The sequence below is a fragment of the Pseudarthrobacter sp. S3 genome, assembly GCF_050156905.1.
Lineage (GTDB): Bacteria > Actinomycetota > Actinomycetes > Actinomycetales > Micrococcaceae > Arthrobacter.
In genome coordinates this window covers 3,665,044-3,681,028 of the sequence record NZ_CP189583.1, presented here as the reverse complement: position 1 = coordinate 3,681,028, position 15,985 = coordinate 3,665,044, and the positions used below count along the sequence as shown (strand labels likewise).

The following is a 15,985-nucleotide window of genomic DNA, read 5'->3' as shown; positions in this document are numbered from 1 at the left end:
TTATCTAGAGAGCGCGGGCTGCGTTTGCGTGCGCAGCTGCCGCAACCGCAGCAGCCACATCGGCGGCGACATGAGGATCGAAGACGCTGGGGATAATGTAGCTGGCATTGAGCTCGTCGTCAGCTACCCGGTTTGCGATCGCGTCTGCGGCGGCCACCAGCATCTCCGGCGTGATATCGCTGGCACCGGCGTCGAGCAGTCCCCGGAAGAAGCCCGGGAAGGCCAGCACGTTGTTGATCTGGTTGGGGAAATCGCTGCGGCCCGTGGCCACCACGGCGGCGTGCCTGGACGCGATGACGGGGTCAATCTCCGGCGTCGGGTTGGCCATGGCGAAGACAATCGCGTTCTCGGCCATGGCGGCAACCTGCTCTTCGCCGATCACGTGCGGGGCACTGACGCCGATGAAGACGTCGGCGCCGGTCATGGCCTCGTGCAGGGTTCCGGAGAAGCCGTCCTCGTTGGTGTTCGCGGCAATCCAGGCGCGGTGCTCGTCGTCGTACTCCTTGCCCGAGTGGATGGCTCCGGAGCGGCCGGCGGCAACGATGTGCTGCGCGCCCTGGGCCTTGAGGAGCTGGATGATGGCCGAGCCTGCAGCGCCGACGCCGGAGACAACAATGCGGACCTCGGAGAGCTTCTTGTCCACCACACGCAGGGCGTTGTGGAGGGCTGCCAAGGTGACGATCGCGGTGCCGTGCTGGTCGTCGTGGAAGACGGGGATGTCGAGTTCGTCGCGCAGGCGCTTTTCAATTTCAAAGCAGCGCGGCGCCGCGATGTCCTCAAGGTTGATGCCGCCGTAGACGGGGGCCATGGCCTTGGCGATCATGATGATTTCCTCGGTATCCTGGGTGTCCAGGCAGACCGGCCAGGCGTCGACATTGGCGAACTGCTTGAACAGTGCGGCCTTGCCTTCCATGACGGGCAGGGCCGCGGCGGGGCCGATGTTGCCCAGGCCCAGGACAGCCGAACCGTCGGTGAGGACGGCGATGGTGTTGCGCTTGACGGTCAGGTTGCGGGCCGCCGACGGGTCCTCCGCGATGGCGAGGCAGACGCGGGCGACGCCGGGTGTGTAGGCACGGGACAGGTCGTCACGGTTGCGCAGGGCCACCTTGGGGACCACCTCGAGCTTGCCGCCGAGGTGCATCAGGAAGGTGCGGTCCGAGACGTGCTGGACCGTGACGCCGTCGAGCGCGTTCAGGGCATCCTTGACGCGGGCGGCGTGGTCGTCGTCGGTGGTGTTGCAGGTGACGTCCACAACCAGGGTGTCGTGGTGGGATTCCGTGACGTCAAGCGCCGTGATGGCGGCGCCGGCTGCGCCAACGGCGGCAGCGAGCTCACTTGTGGCGGTGAAGCTCGACGGCGCCGCGACGCGCAGGGTGATCGAATTTCCGGGGCTCGGGTTCGCCATTGAATTTCCTCCTCGTTGGGTCCGTTGCCGGACCACTGGTGCAACCGAATGTTTTCGTATTATGGATATTATTATCTGCAAAGTGGAAATGCAACCCCTTGATGGTCATGTTTGGGGACATCGCGTGGGGCTTGTGGGTGCTGTATGTTGAGTGTTCTAAGCAACTCTTTTCACGATGTGGATAAGAGATGTCAGAATCCGAGCCATAGGAGACAACGGAATGGCTGAAAAAGCCTCCGGAGGCGTGCAGTCCGTAGAGCGCGTCTTCGAACTGCTGGAACTCATCACAGACGCGGGCGGTGACGTGACGCTCAGCGAGCTCTCCTCCTCCACGGATCTGCCCCTGCCCACCATCCACCGTCTGCTGCGCACGTTGGTCTCGCTTGGCTACATCCGCCAGCTGCCCAACCGCCGTTACGCACTGGGCCCCCGGCTGATTCGGCTTGGCGAAGGCGCCAGCAAGCAGCTTGGTGCCGTGGCACGCCCGCAGCTGAAGAACCTCGTGGACCGCCTCGGCGAAACCTCCAACATGGCCGTACTGGACTCGGACATGGTCATTTATGTGGCCCAGGTGCCGTCCATGCACTCCATGCGCATGTTCACCGAGGTGGGCCGCCGTGCCCACACGCACGACACCGGCGTGGGCAAGGCGATCCTGGCCCAGCTGGACGACGAGGTGGTGCGCGGCATCGTGGCCCGCACCGGCATGCCCACCCCCACGGCCAAGAGCATCGGCGACGTTGATGCCCTCCTCGCCGATCTTAAGCTGATCCGTGAACGCGGCTACTCTATCGACGAGGAAGAGCAGGAGCTCGGCGTGCGCTGCTTTGCGATGGCCGTGCCCAACGCGCCCACCCCTGCCGCCATCTCGGTCTCCGGGCCGATCAGCCGCGTGGACCAGAGCTTCGCCGACCGCGCCGTGCCGCTGCTGCGCCAGGCCGCGATGGCCATCTCTGCGGAGCTCAACCAGAACTGACCCGCTCAATCGTCGTCCTCCCGGCGCACGCACATACGAACGCACGGTCATAGCGCGAACGGACACTTGAGGCCCACTTCTTAAGCGCGAACGAACAGTTGAGGCCCCGGAATCCGCGGATTTGGGGCCTCAACTGTACGTTCGCGCTTTGCGTGGTGGCTGTGACGCTAGTGCTCAGACTTTGAGGACTCCACCGGGACTTCCTGGCCTTCCGCGTCGATCAGCTTGCCGCCTTCGTAGCGGTCGCCGTCGGTAAGGCATTTGAGGTCTTCTTCCCGGACTACCCGGCCGGTGCCCGCCACGAATACGGACTGGTTTTCGGAGTTGCCGGCTTTGAGGTGGTTGAAGAGCAGGTTCAGCAGGATGGCCATCACGGCGGCGGAGCTGATGCCGGAGTGGAAGATCGTGGCGAACCAGTTGGGGAATTTGTCGTAGAAGGCCGGGGCGGCGATCGGGATCATGCCGAAGCCTATGGAGGTGGCCACGATGATGAGGTTCATATTGTTGCGGTATTCGACCTTAGCCAGGGTGCGGATGCCGCTGGCAGCGACGGTGCCGAACAGGACGATGCCTGCCCCGCCCAGAACCGCTGTGGGAACGGCGGCCACTACGCGGCCGAGGACAGGCAGCAGTCCCAGCAGGACCAGGATCACGCCGCCGGCTGCCACCACGTAACGGCTCTTGATCTTGGTGACGGCTACCAGGCCGACGTTCTGGGCGAAGGCACTCTGGGTGAATGATCCGAACACCGGGGCGAGGAGGCTGGAGCCCATGTCAGCGCGCAGTCCGGCAGCAATCCGCTTCGAATCGATTTTGGTTCCGACGATCTCGCCAACGGCCAGAATGTCGGCCATGGTCTCCGTCAGGATAACCAGGACGACGATCACCATGGAAATGATCGCAGCTACTTCAAAGGTCGGGGCGCCGAGGTGGAAAGGCGTGGGGAACGCAACGATTGGGCCTTCCCCGACTTTGGAGAAGTTGGCCATTCCGGTCACCACAGCCACCAGGGTTCCAATGACCATGGCCAGCAGGATCGATAGCCGGGAAATGGTGGCATTGCCGAGCTTGCTGAGCAGAAGAACGAGGGCAAGGGTGATGGCGGCAAGCCCGATGTTCTCCATGCTCCCGTAGTTCTCGGCTTTTCTGTTCCCACCCATCGACCAGTTGGCAGCCACCGGCATGAGTGTCAGACCGATGGTGGTGATGACGGTCCCGGTTACCACCGGTGGGAAGAACCGCACGATTTTGGAAAAGACCGGAGCGATCAGTAACCCGATGGCCGCCGAGACGATCACGGCGCCGAAGACGGACTGGATTCCCCCCGGGCCCGTAACGATGGCCACCATCGTGGCCACGCTGGCGAAGGAGACGCCCTGGACCAGCGGCAACTGGGAACCGAAGTACGGGATACCCACGGTCTGGAGAATGGTGGCAAGCCCGCCCATGAAGAGTGCCGCGGCGATCAAGACTCCGATATCGGCGGGGGCGAGACCCGCAGCCTGGCCGACAATCAGCGGTACCGCGATGATGCCGCCGTACATGGTCAGGACGTGCTGGAAGCCGTAGGCGAAGCTGCTCCCGAGGGAGAGGCGCTGGTCTTCGGGGCGGTCAGTACGCTGGCGGCGGGTCTTGACGGTGCCGACGGACTTTTTCTTGAGGTTCATGGCAGACTTTCTGGTTCATGGCAGACGTCTTCGTCTGGCTAACGTGGTCTGGCTAAAAATGTGGGCACTTGCCCGGTGGATTTCTCCCGGTGGTCGAGCCTGTCGAAACCCGGTGGATTCTCGACAGGCCCGATCACAGCGGATGGGTCAGCAGAACCCGGCGATGCCGGACCAGGCGAGGTCCGCCGGTGTGGCGTCGTCGCGCAGGACCGTGGCCTCGATCAGGCCGTATGGCCGGTCGGCTGCGAAGAAGACCTCGTTGGGGTTGTCGAGCCCGAACGGCGAGAGGTCCACCAGGAAGTGGTGCTTGTTGGGCATGGAGAACTTGATCTCGTCGATTTCAGTGTGGGCTTCCAGGACTTTGGTGCCCATGTCGAACAGCGTCTGCTGCAGGGCGTGGGAGTACCGCTCCGTGAAACCCTCGAGCAGGAGGCCCTTGACGTCCTCGTAGCTCTTGTTGAAGTCCAAGGTGCTCAGGTCCGTACCGGTCTTGAACCGCCAGCGGGCGGAAACGTCGGTGGCCAGGATGCGGTCCGTGGTTTCCGGGAGGGTGGTGTATTTGTCCTTGGGGTAGCCCACAAAGCCGGACTGTGTGGTCTTCAGGACGGTCAGGTCCGTGAGCCCGGAGATCAGGTGCGTTGCAGCGCCGTCGCGGACCAGGACGGCGGTGCGGACTTCCTGGCCGTTGCGCACGAAGGAGTGGTCGTGTTCGCTGCCGTGCGCCTGGATCCGGTCCCAGCTGTAGGACTCGGCTTCCCAGCGGCCACCGGTGACCCAGTCGAAGCTGGACGTGAAGTGCTCGCCGAGGCGCAGGAGGAACGCTTCGGGGGAGCCGACGCCTTCGCGGGCAAAGGCGTAGATGGTGTTCTTCTGGGTGTCCGTTGCCACCACGTGGGCGTTGTCGCCCTCGAGGTGGGCGGCCTCGAAGTCTCCGCGCAGTTGCGAGGTGACGTTCAAGTCCTCTATCTCGTGGCGGTCTGTATCGCGGGTGATTTTGACAACCCGGACTTCAGCCTTTCCGTACTGGTTGTGGCCGAGGATGATGTTGCTGCTCATGGTCTGCTCCAAACTTCCGTTATGTGAAATAAATAATCCACATTGAAAACAGGCGCACTTTGGATACGCCGTAATGGCTTGCTGTCGACCCAAACAAAAAATGAGCCGACATCACTCGATGTCAGCTCATTACAACCCTGCCTGCTGCTCCCAGGTTTCGTGACTTGCGCCACGAGTTGAATATCACAATAGCCCAGCTTTGCGGTGGTGTACATCACAATCTGAAAAATCACTTTGTGACCGAGGGCCTTCGGGACCGTTGACGTACTGAGACCCGGCGGTCTAGGATATTTCATATAGCAAAAGTTATTTTCCACTTAGTGGAATCATTGCAGGAATAGCAACCACCTCAGAGGAGGATCAGATGTACCAGAAGGACACAACGCCGGTCGCACCGGAGCACACGGCGGCCCCCGCCGTCCAGGAGTTCTACCTTCCCCTCGGAGGCGGGACGGATCCGGACTTCCATCTGCCCGCAGACCGGGAGCATATTCCGGGCCGCTTCTCCCGCTGGGTCCAGGGCCTGCCGGGCTTCGGCAGCCGGCGCCGCTAGCTCCAGCGCCGCTAGCTCTATTGCCCCGGGCGCCCTGGCCACTGCTTGCCGGCCCAGGGGTCGTAGTCGGAGATGAGCTCCTCCTGCGGCGGGCGCTCCGCTTCGGGGACGTGCTGCAAGTTCACCCGCACCCGGTACCAAAGTGAGCTGGACCCGCGCATTCCGTCGACGAGCACATCGGCCGGATGCAGGGCCGGAACGATGTCTGCATGCCGGGTCTTCCACTCGTCGAGCGCCGCGACCGCATTGGCTTTGGACTTGGTCCGGGCCACCTCGATGAGGGGCATTACCGACAGCCGGCGGCCGGAGCCGTCTCCGCTGCGGGGCGCTTTCTCCGCGGGGCCAAGCTTGGCCGCCATCGCCAGGAGCCCGTCGAGTGCACCCACCGCACCGTCGATCCCGGCGTGCGGGTCACCCGCATCGGCGAAACGCCCGGGCACCGTGCGCACCGTGAATTGTTCCGGACGGATCGAGCGCACCTCGTCCCAGGTGAGCGGCGTCGACACCCGGGCGTCGGGCAGGGGCCGGATCGAGTACGCGGATGCCACGGTGCGGTCCTTGGCATTCTGGTTGAAATCGACAAAGACGCTCTCGCCGCGCTCCTCCTTCCACCACCGCGCGGTGGCGAGGCCGGGAGCGCGGTTCTCGATCTCGCGGGCGAGGGTCTCGGCGGCGAGCCGCACGTCGCGGTAGGACCACTGCGGCGCGATCCGCACCAGAATGTGGAGTCCGCGCGACCCGCTCGTCTTCGGCCACCCCACCAGTCCGACGTCGTCGAGCACCTCGCGCGCGACATACGCAACGTCGACGATCTGGGACCAGCTGACTCCCGGCATCGGATCGAGGTCGACCCGGAGTTCGTCGGGGTGCTCAAGGTCCTCGGCGCGCACGGGATGCGGGTTGAGGTCCAGGCAGCCAAGATTCACCACCCACGCCAGGCCCGCAGCATCCCGGATGACGGCCTCCTCGGCCGACGTCCCCGATGCGTAGTGCAGCGTGGTTGTATCGATGAAGTCGGGGTGGTTTTCGGGCACGCGCTTCTGGAAAAACGGCTCAGCGTCGATGCCTTTCGGGAAGCGTTTGAGCACCATGGGCCGGCCGCCGGCGCCGCGCAGCGCACCATCTGCCACGGCAAGGTAGTAGCGCACCAGATCGAACTTTGTCAGTCCGGGTTCGGGGAACACCACCTTGTCCGGACTCGAGATGCGCACCTCGGTGCCGCCAATGGTGAGGATCTCGGCCGGGGTCTTCGACGGGCTCATGCCGCCACGCTAGCAACGATCGGATGTTGCGGCCAGAGTTGGTGCGGCGGTCAGCAATGGGTTACCCCGCCACAAGCTTCCTCGCCGCGGCCGAGTGCATCGCGACGAGCCCGGCGACGTCCAGCCCCGGGATCTGCCCGTCCACCACGCGCCATTTCCCGCCCACCATGACGCGGTCCGCGCGGTCCGCTCCGCACAGCAGCAGCGCCGCCACCGGATCGTGGCTGCCGGAGAACCGCAGGTCGTCGAGGCGGAAGAGGGCCAGGTCCGCCTGCATCCCCGGGGCCAGCTGACCAATATCGGAGCGCCCCAGGACCGCGGCGGATCCGCGCGTCGCCCAGCCAAGGGCCCGCTCCACGGGAACGGATGCCCCGTACCGCAGTCGCTGCAAATACAGCGCCTGCCGGGCCTCGAGCATCATGTTGGAGGCATCGTTCGACGCCGATCCGTCCACACCCAGCCCCACCGGCACCCCTGCGGCCTCAAGTTCCAGCACGCGGGCGGTGCCTGACGCGAGCCGCATGTTCGACGTCGGGCAGTGCGCGACGGCGGTGCCCGCGGCTCCCAGCCGTGCGATCTCGTCGTCGTTGAAGTGGATGCCATGCCCCAGCCACGTGCGGTTGCCCAGCCAGCCGACGCTTTCCAGATAGTCCACGGAGCGCAGCCCGAACATCGCGTGGCAGAAGTCCTCCTCGTCAATGGTTTCGGCGAGGTGGGTGTGCAGCCGCACGTCCATCCGCTCGGCCAGCAGGGCGCTCTCGGTCATGATTTCCTTGGTCACCGAGAACGGCGAACACGGGGCCAGCGCTATCTGGATGACAGCGCCGTCGCCGCGTTCGTGGTACTGCGAGATGAGGCGTTCACTGTCTGACAGGATGACCTCCGGCCGCTGCACCGTGGACTGCGGCGGCAGGCCGCCGTCGTCCGTTCCCAATGTCATGGAGCCGCGTGTGAGGGTGGCCCGCATGCCCAGTTCGCGTACGACGCCGACCTCCACGTCGATCGCGTCCTCCAGTCCCGCGGGGAACAGGTAGTGGTGGTCGGCTGCCGTGGTGCAGCCGGAGAGCAGCAGCTCGGCAAGGGCCACTTTCACCGCGAGTTCCAGGCTCCCGGGAGTCAGCCGCGCCCAGACCGGATAGAGGTTCTGCAGCCAGGGGAACAGCGGGGCGTTGGCCACCGGTCCCCAGGCGCGGGTGAGAGTCTGGTAGAAGTGGTGGTGCGTGTTGATCAGGCCGGGCAGCATCACGTGGCTGCCGGCATCGAAGGTCTTATCGCAGGGTGCGGACGGCTGAGCGCCTGCCGGAACGAGCTCAGCGATGATGCCGCCGCTGACCACTATGCCGCCGCCGGCGTCGAGCCCGTTGGCGGTGAAAACGGCGAGCGGGTTCCTGATCCAGAGCCTGGGCGGGGACGGGGAGTGCGGGTGGGCCATGGATGGCTCCTTGTCTGGTCAGCGTGAGGGCGTTCCAGCTCAGTTAGGCCCTGTCTGCTGATCCAGGTGGCGTCAGCCTAGGATGCTGCCACGACGGAAGTCAATGCAACGCGGGGTCACATACGGCCCATTCCGCGCCTCCGGATGGGCCATATGTGACCCCGCGTTGCTACGCAATTTCACATCACGAAATTAAGTTTTCAGAAACTATGGCGCCACTCACACATCCGGTGCTAATCTCGATCTTGCCAAAGGCGGGCACCCGGACTCCGGGAAGCTATCTACCAGGCGAACCTTCAAAAGCACATGCTGAAGCCTGGTAGCCATCTCACTGGCGCGTCCCCCGTCTCAGGGTTACTGGGCTTCCTTGCCACTAAGGAAGTCGCAAAATGAGTACCACCGTCACGGCCGAACATTTCCTGGCCACCTCCATAAAACTTGCAACAGCCAACGTCCTGAACAGCGGCGGCCCGTTCGGCGCCGTCATAGTCACCGCGGATGGCCGCGCCTTCGAAGGCGTCAACAGGGTCACCGCCACGAACGACCCCACAGCCCACGCCGAGGTCACCGCCATCCGCAACGCCTGCCGCGAACTCGGCACGTTCGATCTCAGCGGAGCCACTCTCTACACCAGCTGCGAACCCTGCCCCATGTGCCTGGCCTCAGCCCTGTGGGCCCGGATCGGCAATGTGGTCTTCGCCGCAGACCGGCACGACGCCGCCTCCGTGGGCTTTGACGACGCCGTCTTCTACGAGTACTTCGAGAACGAAGACCGGGATGCACTGATGCCGGTCTCCAAGCTGGAACTGGGCGACCCCCAGGCCCCTGCCATCCTGGAACCCTTCAACACCTGGAACACGCTCGATTCCAGGATTGACTACTAGGTCCGGTGGCTGAAATGACAATCCTGGACCCCGCTGAAATGCGAACGGCAACTGAAAAGCAGGCTGCGCCCGCAGGCGCAGGGCACACAGCGGCACCCCGCCCCCCGGCGGCAAAATCCTTCCTGGACAGCTTCTTCCAGATCACCAAGCGTGGCTCCACGCTGGCCCGCGAATTCCGCGGCGGCATTGTCACGTTCTTCACGATGGCCTACATCGTGATCCTCAACCCGCTGATTCTGGGCGGCTTCTCGGCCGAGAACGCCCCCACCGACGTCGCCGGAGGGTGGCTTCCGGCAGCGCAGGTGGGAGCCGTTACCGGCCTCACCGCCGGCGTTATGACCATCGTGTTCGGCCTCGTCGCAAACCTGCCCTTCGGGCTCGCGGCCGGCCTGGGCATCAACTCCTTCCTCGCCGTCGCGGTCATTCAGGAGGTCACCTGGCCAGAAGCCATGGGCCTGGTGGTCATCAACGGCGTCCTGATTGTCCTCTTCGGCGCCACGGGGGCCCGGACGGCGATCTTCAGGGCAGTCCCCAAGGAACTCAAGGCCGCCATCACCGTGGGCATCGGCCTGTTCATCGCCTTCATCGGCTTTGTGGATTCCGGGTTCGTCCGCCCCACCAAGGGCGGCCCGCCGGTCCAGCTCGGCAACGACGGCTCCATCACCTCCATCCCCACCCTCGTGTTCATCGTCGGGCTGCTGGTCATGGGCATCCTCGTTGCCCGCAAGATCCAAGGCGGCCTCCTGATCGGAATCGTCGCCACAACTGCCCTCGCCGCCGTCGTTGAGGCCACCATGCATATCGGTCCAGGCAGCGCCGACAACCCCGGTGGCTGGCACCTCAACACCCCGGTGCTGTCCGGCCAGCTGGTGTCCCTCCCGGACTTCAGCCTGGTGGGCCAGTTCGATCTCTTCGGCTCGTTCTCAAGGATCGGCGGCCTGGCCGCCATCATGCTGGTCTTCACCCTGGTGTTCACCAACTTCTTCGACGCGATGGGCACCATGACCGGGCTTGCCAAGAGTGCCGGCGTGGCGCACAAGGACGGCACGTTCCCCAAGCTGAAGTCGGCCTTCATCGTCGAAGGTCTGGGCGCAGTGGTGGGCGGCGGGACGTCCGGCTCGTCGAACACGGTGTACATCGACTCCGCGGCCGGCATCGGCGAAGGCGCCCGCACCGGGCTCGCCTCCGTGGTCACCGGACTGTTGTTCCTGGGCTCGATGTTCTTTACGCCACTGACCTCGGTGGTGCCGCTCGAAGTGGCAGCAGCCGCCCTGGTAGTGGTGGGCGCAATGATGATGGCACAGATCCGTGAGATCAAGTTCAGCAAGTTCTCGATCGCACTGCCGGCCTTCCTGACCATCGTCACCATGCCGCTGACCTACTCGATCGCCAACGGGATCGGCGTCGGATTCATCTCCTTCGCGGTCATCAGCGCGGCGTCCGGGAGGGGCAGGAAGGTCCATCCGCTGATGTGGGTGGTCACCGTGGGCTTCCTGATCTACTTCGCCCGCGGGCCGATCAACGTCCTGCTGGGCGCGTAACCCGGCCATACGGGCGCCTCAATCCAACCACCGTGACCCTCCCTCTACACCGGCAAGGAATGAGACTATGAGGCAAGACCGCGCTCTGTTCCGGACAGGCTTTCCGTCCGGAACCCCAGTGGTAAAGGACGTGTTGCCATGCTGGATCTGATCCCCTCACTGGGAAGGTGGCAGCCCGCGGTCTCCGGCCAGCGTTGCGCCGTCGCCACCATCGTGGCCGCCTGCGGTTCCGTGCCCCGGCCGCTCGGTACTTCAATGGTGGTCTCCGAACACGGGGACGTCCTGGGCAGCCTGTCCGGCGGATGCGTAGAGGGCGCCGTGGTGGAGGCCGCGCTTGCGGCAATGCGCGACGGCGGCAGCCGCCTTGAGTCGTTCGGCTACAGCGCCGAGGACGCATTCGCCGTCGGGCTGACCTGCGGTGGGCAGCTGGAAGTCCACATCCAGCCGACCGGAACCGCCGGCCTGCACCTGGCCGCCCTGCGCGGCTTTGCCCACGCAGACGCGCCGTCCTCCCTCGCCATCATCCGCCGGCTGGACGCCGGCGGCGTGGCCGGGGGAGGACCCGTGCTGGTGGCCGATCCCGCTCGCTTCACGGTAGCGGGATCGGCCGCACTGGCAGCCCTGCTGGGCGGCGATGCCTCCGTGATCCGGGCGGCAGCCGTGCAGCTCGAACCCCTGCTGCGCGGTGGCCGGGCCGGCCTGGTCCGGCTGGCCCCGGCCGAAGGCTGGGGGACCACGGTGCCTGAGCCGGAGCCCATCACCCTGTTTGTGGAAAGCCGGCTGCCGCCAGCCCGGATGCTAATCTTCGGCGCCAACGACTTCGGCGCCGCACTGGTGCCGGCCGGGAAACTGCTGGGCTATGACGTCACCTTGTGCGACGCCCGGCCGGCTTTTTCCAGCCAGGGCCGCTTCCTCGCCGCCGACCGTGTGGTCACGGACTGGCCGCACCGCTACCTTGCCGCCGAAGCTGCCGCAGGGCGCGTGGACGGCCGGAGCGTGGTGTGCGTGCTGACCCACGACCCCAAGTTCGACATCCCGCTGCTGGAAACCGCGCTCGGCCTGGGCCTCGCCTATGTGGGCGCCATGGGGTCGCGGCGCAGCCACCGCCAGCGCATCGACGCGCTGCTGGCGGACGGGACGCCGGCTGAAGCGCTGGAGCGGCTCCATTCACCCATCGGCCTGGACCTGGGCGCAGTCACCCCGGCCGAAGTCGCGGTTTCCATCACCGCCGAGATCCTCGTGTCCCGTGTGGCCGCATCGAACGAAGCGCCCACGGCCGCTTCGCTCAAGGACGGCAGCGGCCCCATCCACCACCCAGAACGCCACTCTTACGAACCCCGCACGCACGAACCCCGCCAGGAGGGCCCATGGACATGAACACCATCCAGGAAGTCGTCCCAACGACGGACCCCACCGACTGGCGCGACGGCGATGCCTGGCTCGCCGGCGGCACGGTGCTCTTCTCCTACGGCAGTACTGTCCTGAAACGGCTCCTGGATCTGGGTGAAGCGGGCTGGCCGGCGGTGACCGTCAGCGACGCCGGGATTGAACTGGCCGCGACGTGCACCGTCGCGGAGCTCTACGCCCTGCCGGCTTCGGAGTCCGTTGCCGGCAGGAATTGGCCTGGCCTGGACTTGTTCCGGCCGTGCTGCGACTCCTTCGTGGCATCCTTCAAGATCTGGAACATGTCCACCGTGGGCGGCAACCTGTGCACCTCGCTGCCGGCGGGACCCATGATCTCGCTCTGCGCCGGGCTGGACGCCACCGCCACCATCCTCGGCCCCGGCGGCACCAGCCGCACGGTCCCGGTGGCCACGTTCATCACCGGGGACGGGCAAAACAGCCTGGCACCAGGGGAACTCCTGCGAAGCATCCACATCCCGGCGTCGGCCCTGTCCGCGAAAGTGGCTTTCCGGCGGCTCTCGCTCAGCAACCTCGGCCGTTCCGGGGTGCTGCTGATCGGACGGCGCGACGGTGACGGCGGCCTCGCCGTCACCGTCACGGCCGCCACGAAGCGCCCCGTGCAGCTGCGGTTCACCGCTGCCAAGATGGCTGGCCCCGCGGCACTGGCGGCCGCCGTCGGGAAGGCCATTCCCGCGGAGCTGTACCACGACGACATCCACGGGCTGCCCGAATGGCGCCGGGACATGACCCTCCGGCTTGCGGAGGAGATCCGTGCGGAATTGCTGGAAGAACGGGTCACCGTCTCGGGCGATTTCTGGACCGGACCGGCCGGCCGGCCGCACGCCTTGTCGCCGCAGCCGAGCGCGCAACCGAGCGCGCAACCCGCACCCGCATCCACCCCCAAACAGCAGAAGGAGGCCTGAGCATGGCTATCGAAATCAACGGAACCGCCACCGGGGCCACACCCCGCCCCGGCCAGTGCCTGCGCACCTTCCTGCGCGAACAGGGCAACTTCGGCGTCAAGAAGGGCTGCGACGGCGGCGACTGCGGGGCCTGCACCGTCCACGTGGACGGCACCCCCGTACACAGTTGCATTTACCCGGCCGTCCGCGCCGAGGGCAAGGCCGTCACCACCATCGAAGGCCTCGCCCAGGGCGGTGCGCTGCACCCCGTGCAGGAACAGTTCCTGGCCGAACAGGGCTTCCAATGCGGCTTCTGCACCGCCGGCATGATGATGACCGCCGCCACCTTCGATGACGCGCAGAAGGCCAACCTGCCCCGCAGCCTCAAGGGCAACCTCTGCCGCTGCACGGGCTACCGCTCCATCGCGGACGCCGTCTGCGGGACCCACAACACGCCCAATCACGACGGCGGCGTGGCAGATCCTGCGGCCCGTCCGGCTTGCGCGGATGGCACCGCCGCGGCCGCAACCACAACATCCCGGGCCGGGCAGCTCGGCGACAATGTGCCCGCCCCGGCAGGCGCCGCCGTCGTCACCGGCACGGCCCGCTACACCCTCGACGTCCCGGCGGAAGAGCTCGAAGGCCTGCTGCACCTGAAGCTGCTGCGCTCACCCCACGCGCACGCGCGGATCGTCTCCATCGACAGGACGGCCGCACTCCAGGTGCCAGGGGTCGTCGCGGTCTTCACCCACGAGGACGCCCCGGCTCAACACTTCTCCACGGCCCAGCACGAGCTCTACACCGATGACCCCGACGACACCCTCGTCCTCGATGACGTGGTGCGGTTCATCGGCCAGCGGGTGGCCGCCGTTGTGGCCGAATCCGTGGGTGCCGCCGAGGCCGGGGCCCGCGCCCTGCACGTGGAATACGAGCTGCTGGACACCGTCTTCAGCCCGCAGGACGCCATGCTCCCCGGCGCTCCAGCCCTGCACGGGGATAAGGACGCCGGGAAGGCCAGAATCTCGCGCCCGCGGCAGAACGTGGTGGCCGAGCTGCACTCGGAGCTGGGCAGCGTGGCGGATGGTTTCGCCGCTGCCGATTTCATCCACGAGCACACGTACAGGACCCAGCGGGTGCAGCACGTCGCCCTGGAAACCCATTCCTCTATCGCCTGGCTCGACGCCGAAGACCGCCTCGTGGTCCGGACCTCCAGCCAGGTCCCGTTCCTGGTCCGGCGCACGCTGGGCCGGGTGTTCGACCTGCCGGAGGACCGCATCCGCGTTCTGGCCGGCCGCGTGGGCGGCGGCTTCGGCGGCAAGCAGGAGGTGCTCACCGAGGACCTCGTTGCCCTCGCCGCACTCACGCTTCGACGGCCGGTGCAGGTGGAGTTCACGCGCTCGGAGCAGTTCACCGCCACCACCACGCGGCACCCCTTTACCATCAAGCTCAAGGCAGGCGCCGGAAAGGACGGGCTCCTCACCGCGCTGCAGCTGGACGTGGTCACCAACACCGGCGCGTACGGCAACCACGCGCCCGGCGTGATGTTCCACGGCTGCGGCGAATCGCTGGCCGTGTACAAGTGCGCCAACAAGAAAGTGGACGCGCATGCCGTCTACACCAACACCGTGCCGGCCGGGGCGTTCCGGGGCTACGGGTTGAGCCAGATGATCTTCGCGATCGAGTCGGCCATTGATGAGCTGGCTGTTGGCATCGGGATGGATCCGCTGGAATTCCGGCGCCGGAACATGGTGCGCGAAGGCGATGACATGCTCTCCACCACGCCCGAGCCGGAGGAGGACGTCCACTACGGCAGCTACGGCCTGGACCAGTGCATCTCCCTGGTGCGGGACGCCCTGGACCGCGGCAGGCAGCGCTACTGCGATGCCGGCCTCGATGATCTCGGCCCGGACTGGGTCGCCGGGGAAGGGTCCGCACTGTCCATGATCGACACCGTTCCGCCCCGCGGCCACTTCGCCCACACCCGCGTGAGCCTGCTCCCGGATGGCACCTTCGCGGCCGACGTCGGGACCGCCGAATTCGGCAACGGCACCACCACGGTGCACGCGCAGCTGGCCGCGACGGCACTCGCCACCACGGCGGGCAAGGTGGCCGTGCGGCAGTCCGATACCGACCTGGTGGAGCACGACACCGGTGCGTTCGGTTCGGCCGGGACGGTAGTGGCCGGCAAGGCCACCCTGATGGCGGCTACCGAGCTCGCCTCCCGGATCGTCACCGTCGCCGCGTCGCTGGCCGGCGTTCCGGAGTCCGAGTGCGTGCTCGACGGCGGCGGCGTGGACTGCGCCGGGCGGCGGGTTCTGCTCGCGGACATCCACGACGCCGCGTGGCACCAGGGCGTGCAGCTCGCCGTCGAGGGCACCTGGGACGGGACCCCGCGATCAGTGGCGTTCAACGTCCACGGCTTCCGGGTAGCGGTCAACACGGGTACAGGCGAGCTGCGGATCCTGCAGAGCGTGCAGGCCGCCGACGCCGGTGTGGTGGTCAATCCGCGGCAGTGCCGCGGCCAGATCGAAGGCGGCATCGCGCAGGCGCTGGGTGCTGCACTGTATGAGGAGGTCCGGGTGGACGACGACGGCCGGGTCACCACGGATATCCTGCGGCAGTACCACATCCCGTCTTTCGCGGACGTGCCGCGCAGCGAGGTCTACTTCGCTTCCACCAACGACCAAATGGGCCCGCTCGGCGCAAAGTCCATGAGTGAGAGCCCGTTCAATCCCGTGGCGCCGGCGCTGGCCAACGCCATCCGGAACGCCACGGGGGTCCGGTTCGCGGAGCTGCCGATCGGACGGGACAAGATCTACCTGGGCCTGAAGGAAGGAACGTTAATCCACACCCGCTAAAACCAACGCGGGGTCAGATACGGCCCATGGAGGAGGGTTTATTGG

Annotated in this window: 12 protein-coding genes; 7 read left to right on the top strand and 5 right to left on the bottom strand. The window is 66.2% G+C overall.

Annotation, left to right across the window (positions count from 1 at the left end):
• Nucleotides 1-4: 4 nt before the first annotated feature.
• The gene (locus ACQCSV_RS17695; RefSeq protein WP_354154497.1) at nt 5-1,405 is read right to left on the bottom strand and encodes an NAD-dependent malic enzyme; all 1,401 of its coding nucleotides are present in this window, start codon (nt 1,403-1,405) and stop codon (nt 5-7) included.
• A gap of 220 nt (nt 1,406-1,625) precedes the next feature.
• On the opposite strand from ACQCSV_RS17695, the gene ACQCSV_RS17690 reads away from it, so the two are divergent.
• Nucleotides 1,626-2,381 (top strand): IclR family transcriptional regulator, encoded by a 756-nt coding sequence (locus ACQCSV_RS17690; RefSeq protein WP_354154498.1) that lies wholly within the window; start codon nt 1,626-1,628, stop codon nt 2,379-2,381.
• 167 nt (nt 2,382-2,548) lie between these two features.
• On the opposite strand, the gene ACQCSV_RS17685 is transcribed toward ACQCSV_RS17690, so the two are convergent.
• Nucleotides 2,549-4,048: a nucleobase:cation symporter-2 family protein gene (locus ACQCSV_RS17685; RefSeq protein ID WP_354154499.1), complete on the bottom strand. Its 1,500-nt coding sequence runs from the start codon at nt 4,046-4,048 to the stop codon at nt 2,549-2,551.
• 147 nt (nt 4,049-4,195) lie between these two features.
• Nucleotides 4,196-5,104 carry a factor-independent urate hydroxylase gene (gene pucL, locus ACQCSV_RS17680; protein ID WP_354222522.1) on the bottom strand — a complete coding sequence of 303 codons (909 nt, stop codon included), beginning with the start codon at nt 5,102-5,104 and terminating at the stop codon, nt 4,196-4,198.
• 364 nt (nt 5,105-5,468) lie between these two features.
• Between pucL and ACQCSV_RS17675 the strand changes: the two genes are divergently transcribed.
• Nucleotides 5,469-5,657, top strand: a complete 189-nt coding sequence (locus tag ACQCSV_RS17675; protein ID WP_354154501.1) for a hypothetical protein — start codon at nt 5,469-5,471, stop codon at nt 5,655-5,657.
• Between the two features lie 17 nt (nt 5,658-5,674).
• On the opposite strand, the gene ligD is transcribed toward ACQCSV_RS17675, so the two are convergent.
• Both ligD and ACQCSV_RS17665 read right to left on the bottom strand, forming a co-directional pair.
• Nucleotides 5,675-6,919, bottom strand: coding sequence for a non-homologous end-joining DNA ligase (gene ligD / locus ACQCSV_RS17670; RefSeq protein ID WP_426938893.1), 1,245 nt, complete (start codon nt 6,917-6,919; stop codon nt 5,675-5,677).
• Between the two features lie 61 nt (nt 6,920-6,980).
• The gene (locus ACQCSV_RS17665) at nt 6,981-8,351 is read right to left on the bottom strand and encodes an 8-oxoguanine deaminase (RefSeq protein ID WP_426938892.1); all 1,371 of its coding nucleotides are present in this window, start codon (nt 8,349-8,351) and stop codon (nt 6,981-6,983) included.
• A 389-nt stretch (nt 8,352-8,740) separates the two neighbouring features.
• On the opposite strand from ACQCSV_RS17665, the gene ACQCSV_RS17660 reads away from it, so the two are divergent.
• The 5 genes from ACQCSV_RS17660 to ACQCSV_RS17640 all read left to right on the top strand — a co-directional run bounded on the left by ACQCSV_RS17660 (nt 8,741) and on the right by ACQCSV_RS17640 (nt 15,940).
• Entirely contained in the window at nt 8,741-9,235 is a 495-nt protein-coding gene (locus ACQCSV_RS17660; RefSeq protein WP_354154504.1) for a nucleoside deaminase, read from the top strand.
• 14 nt (nt 9,236-9,249) lie between these two features.
• Nucleotides 9,250-10,776: an NCS2 family permease gene (locus ACQCSV_RS17655; protein ID WP_354154614.1), complete on the top strand. Its 1,527-nt coding sequence runs from the start codon at nt 9,250-9,252 to the stop codon at nt 10,774-10,776.
• 138 nt (nt 10,777-10,914) lie between these two features.
• Entirely contained in the window at nt 10,915-12,153 is a 1,239-nt protein-coding gene (locus tag ACQCSV_RS17650) for an XdhC family protein (RefSeq protein ID WP_354154505.1), read from the top strand.
• Nucleotides 12,144-13,103, top strand: coding sequence for an FAD binding domain-containing protein (locus ACQCSV_RS17645; protein WP_354154506.1), 960 nt, complete (start codon nt 12,144-12,146; stop codon nt 13,101-13,103). Before ACQCSV_RS17650 ends, ACQCSV_RS17645 begins: the two co-directional genes overlap by 10 nt.
• A gap of 2 nt (nt 13,104-13,105) precedes the next feature.
• Entirely contained in the window at nt 13,106-15,940 is a 2,835-nt protein-coding gene (locus ACQCSV_RS17640; RefSeq protein WP_354154507.1) for a molybdopterin cofactor-binding domain-containing protein, read from the top strand.
• Nucleotides 15,941-15,985: the final 45 nt, after the last annotated feature.

Bases quoted from the DNA above. Each gene is read 5' to 3' on its own strand.
- ACQCSV_RS17690 (WP_354154498.1), top strand. From the start codon at position 1,626: ATGGCTGAAAAAGCCTCCGGAGGCGTGCAGTCCGTAGAGCGCGTCTTC.
- ACQCSV_RS17665 (WP_426938892.1), bottom strand. From the start codon at position 8,351: ATGGCCCACCCGCACTCCCCGTCCCCGCCCAGGCTCTGGATCAGGAAC.
- pucL (WP_354222522.1), bottom strand. From the start codon at position 5,104: ATGAGCAGCAACATCATCCTCGGCCACAACCAGTACGGAAAGGCTGAA.
- ACQCSV_RS17695 (WP_354154497.1), bottom strand. From the start codon at position 1,405: ATGGCGAACCCGAGCCCCGGAAATTCGATCACCCTGCGCGTCGCGGCG.
- ACQCSV_RS17645 (WP_354154506.1), top strand. From the start codon at position 12,144: ATGGACATGAACACCATCCAGGAAGTCGTCCCAACGACGGACCCCACC.
- ACQCSV_RS17650 (WP_354154505.1), top strand. From the start codon at position 10,915: ATGCTGGATCTGATCCCCTCACTGGGAAGGTGGCAGCCCGCGGTCTCC.
- ligD (WP_426938893.1), bottom strand. From the start codon at position 6,919: ATGAGCCCGTCGAAGACCCCGGCCGAGATCCTCACCATTGGCGGCACC.
- ACQCSV_RS17660 (WP_354154504.1), top strand. From the start codon at position 8,741: ATGAGTACCACCGTCACGGCCGAACATTTCCTGGCCACCTCCATAAAA.
- ACQCSV_RS17685 (WP_354154499.1), bottom strand. From the start codon at position 4,048: ATGAACCTCAAGAAAAAGTCCGTCGGCACCGTCAAGACCCGCCGCCAG.
- ACQCSV_RS17655 (WP_354154614.1), top strand. From the start codon at position 9,250: ATGACAATCCTGGACCCCGCTGAAATGCGAACGGCAACTGAAAAGCAG.
- ACQCSV_RS17675 (WP_354154501.1), top strand. From the start codon at position 5,469: ATGTACCAGAAGGACACAACGCCGGTCGCACCGGAGCACACGGCGGCC.
- ACQCSV_RS17640 (WP_354154507.1), top strand. From the start codon at position 13,106: ATGGCTATCGAAATCAACGGAACCGCCACCGGGGCCACACCCCGCCCC.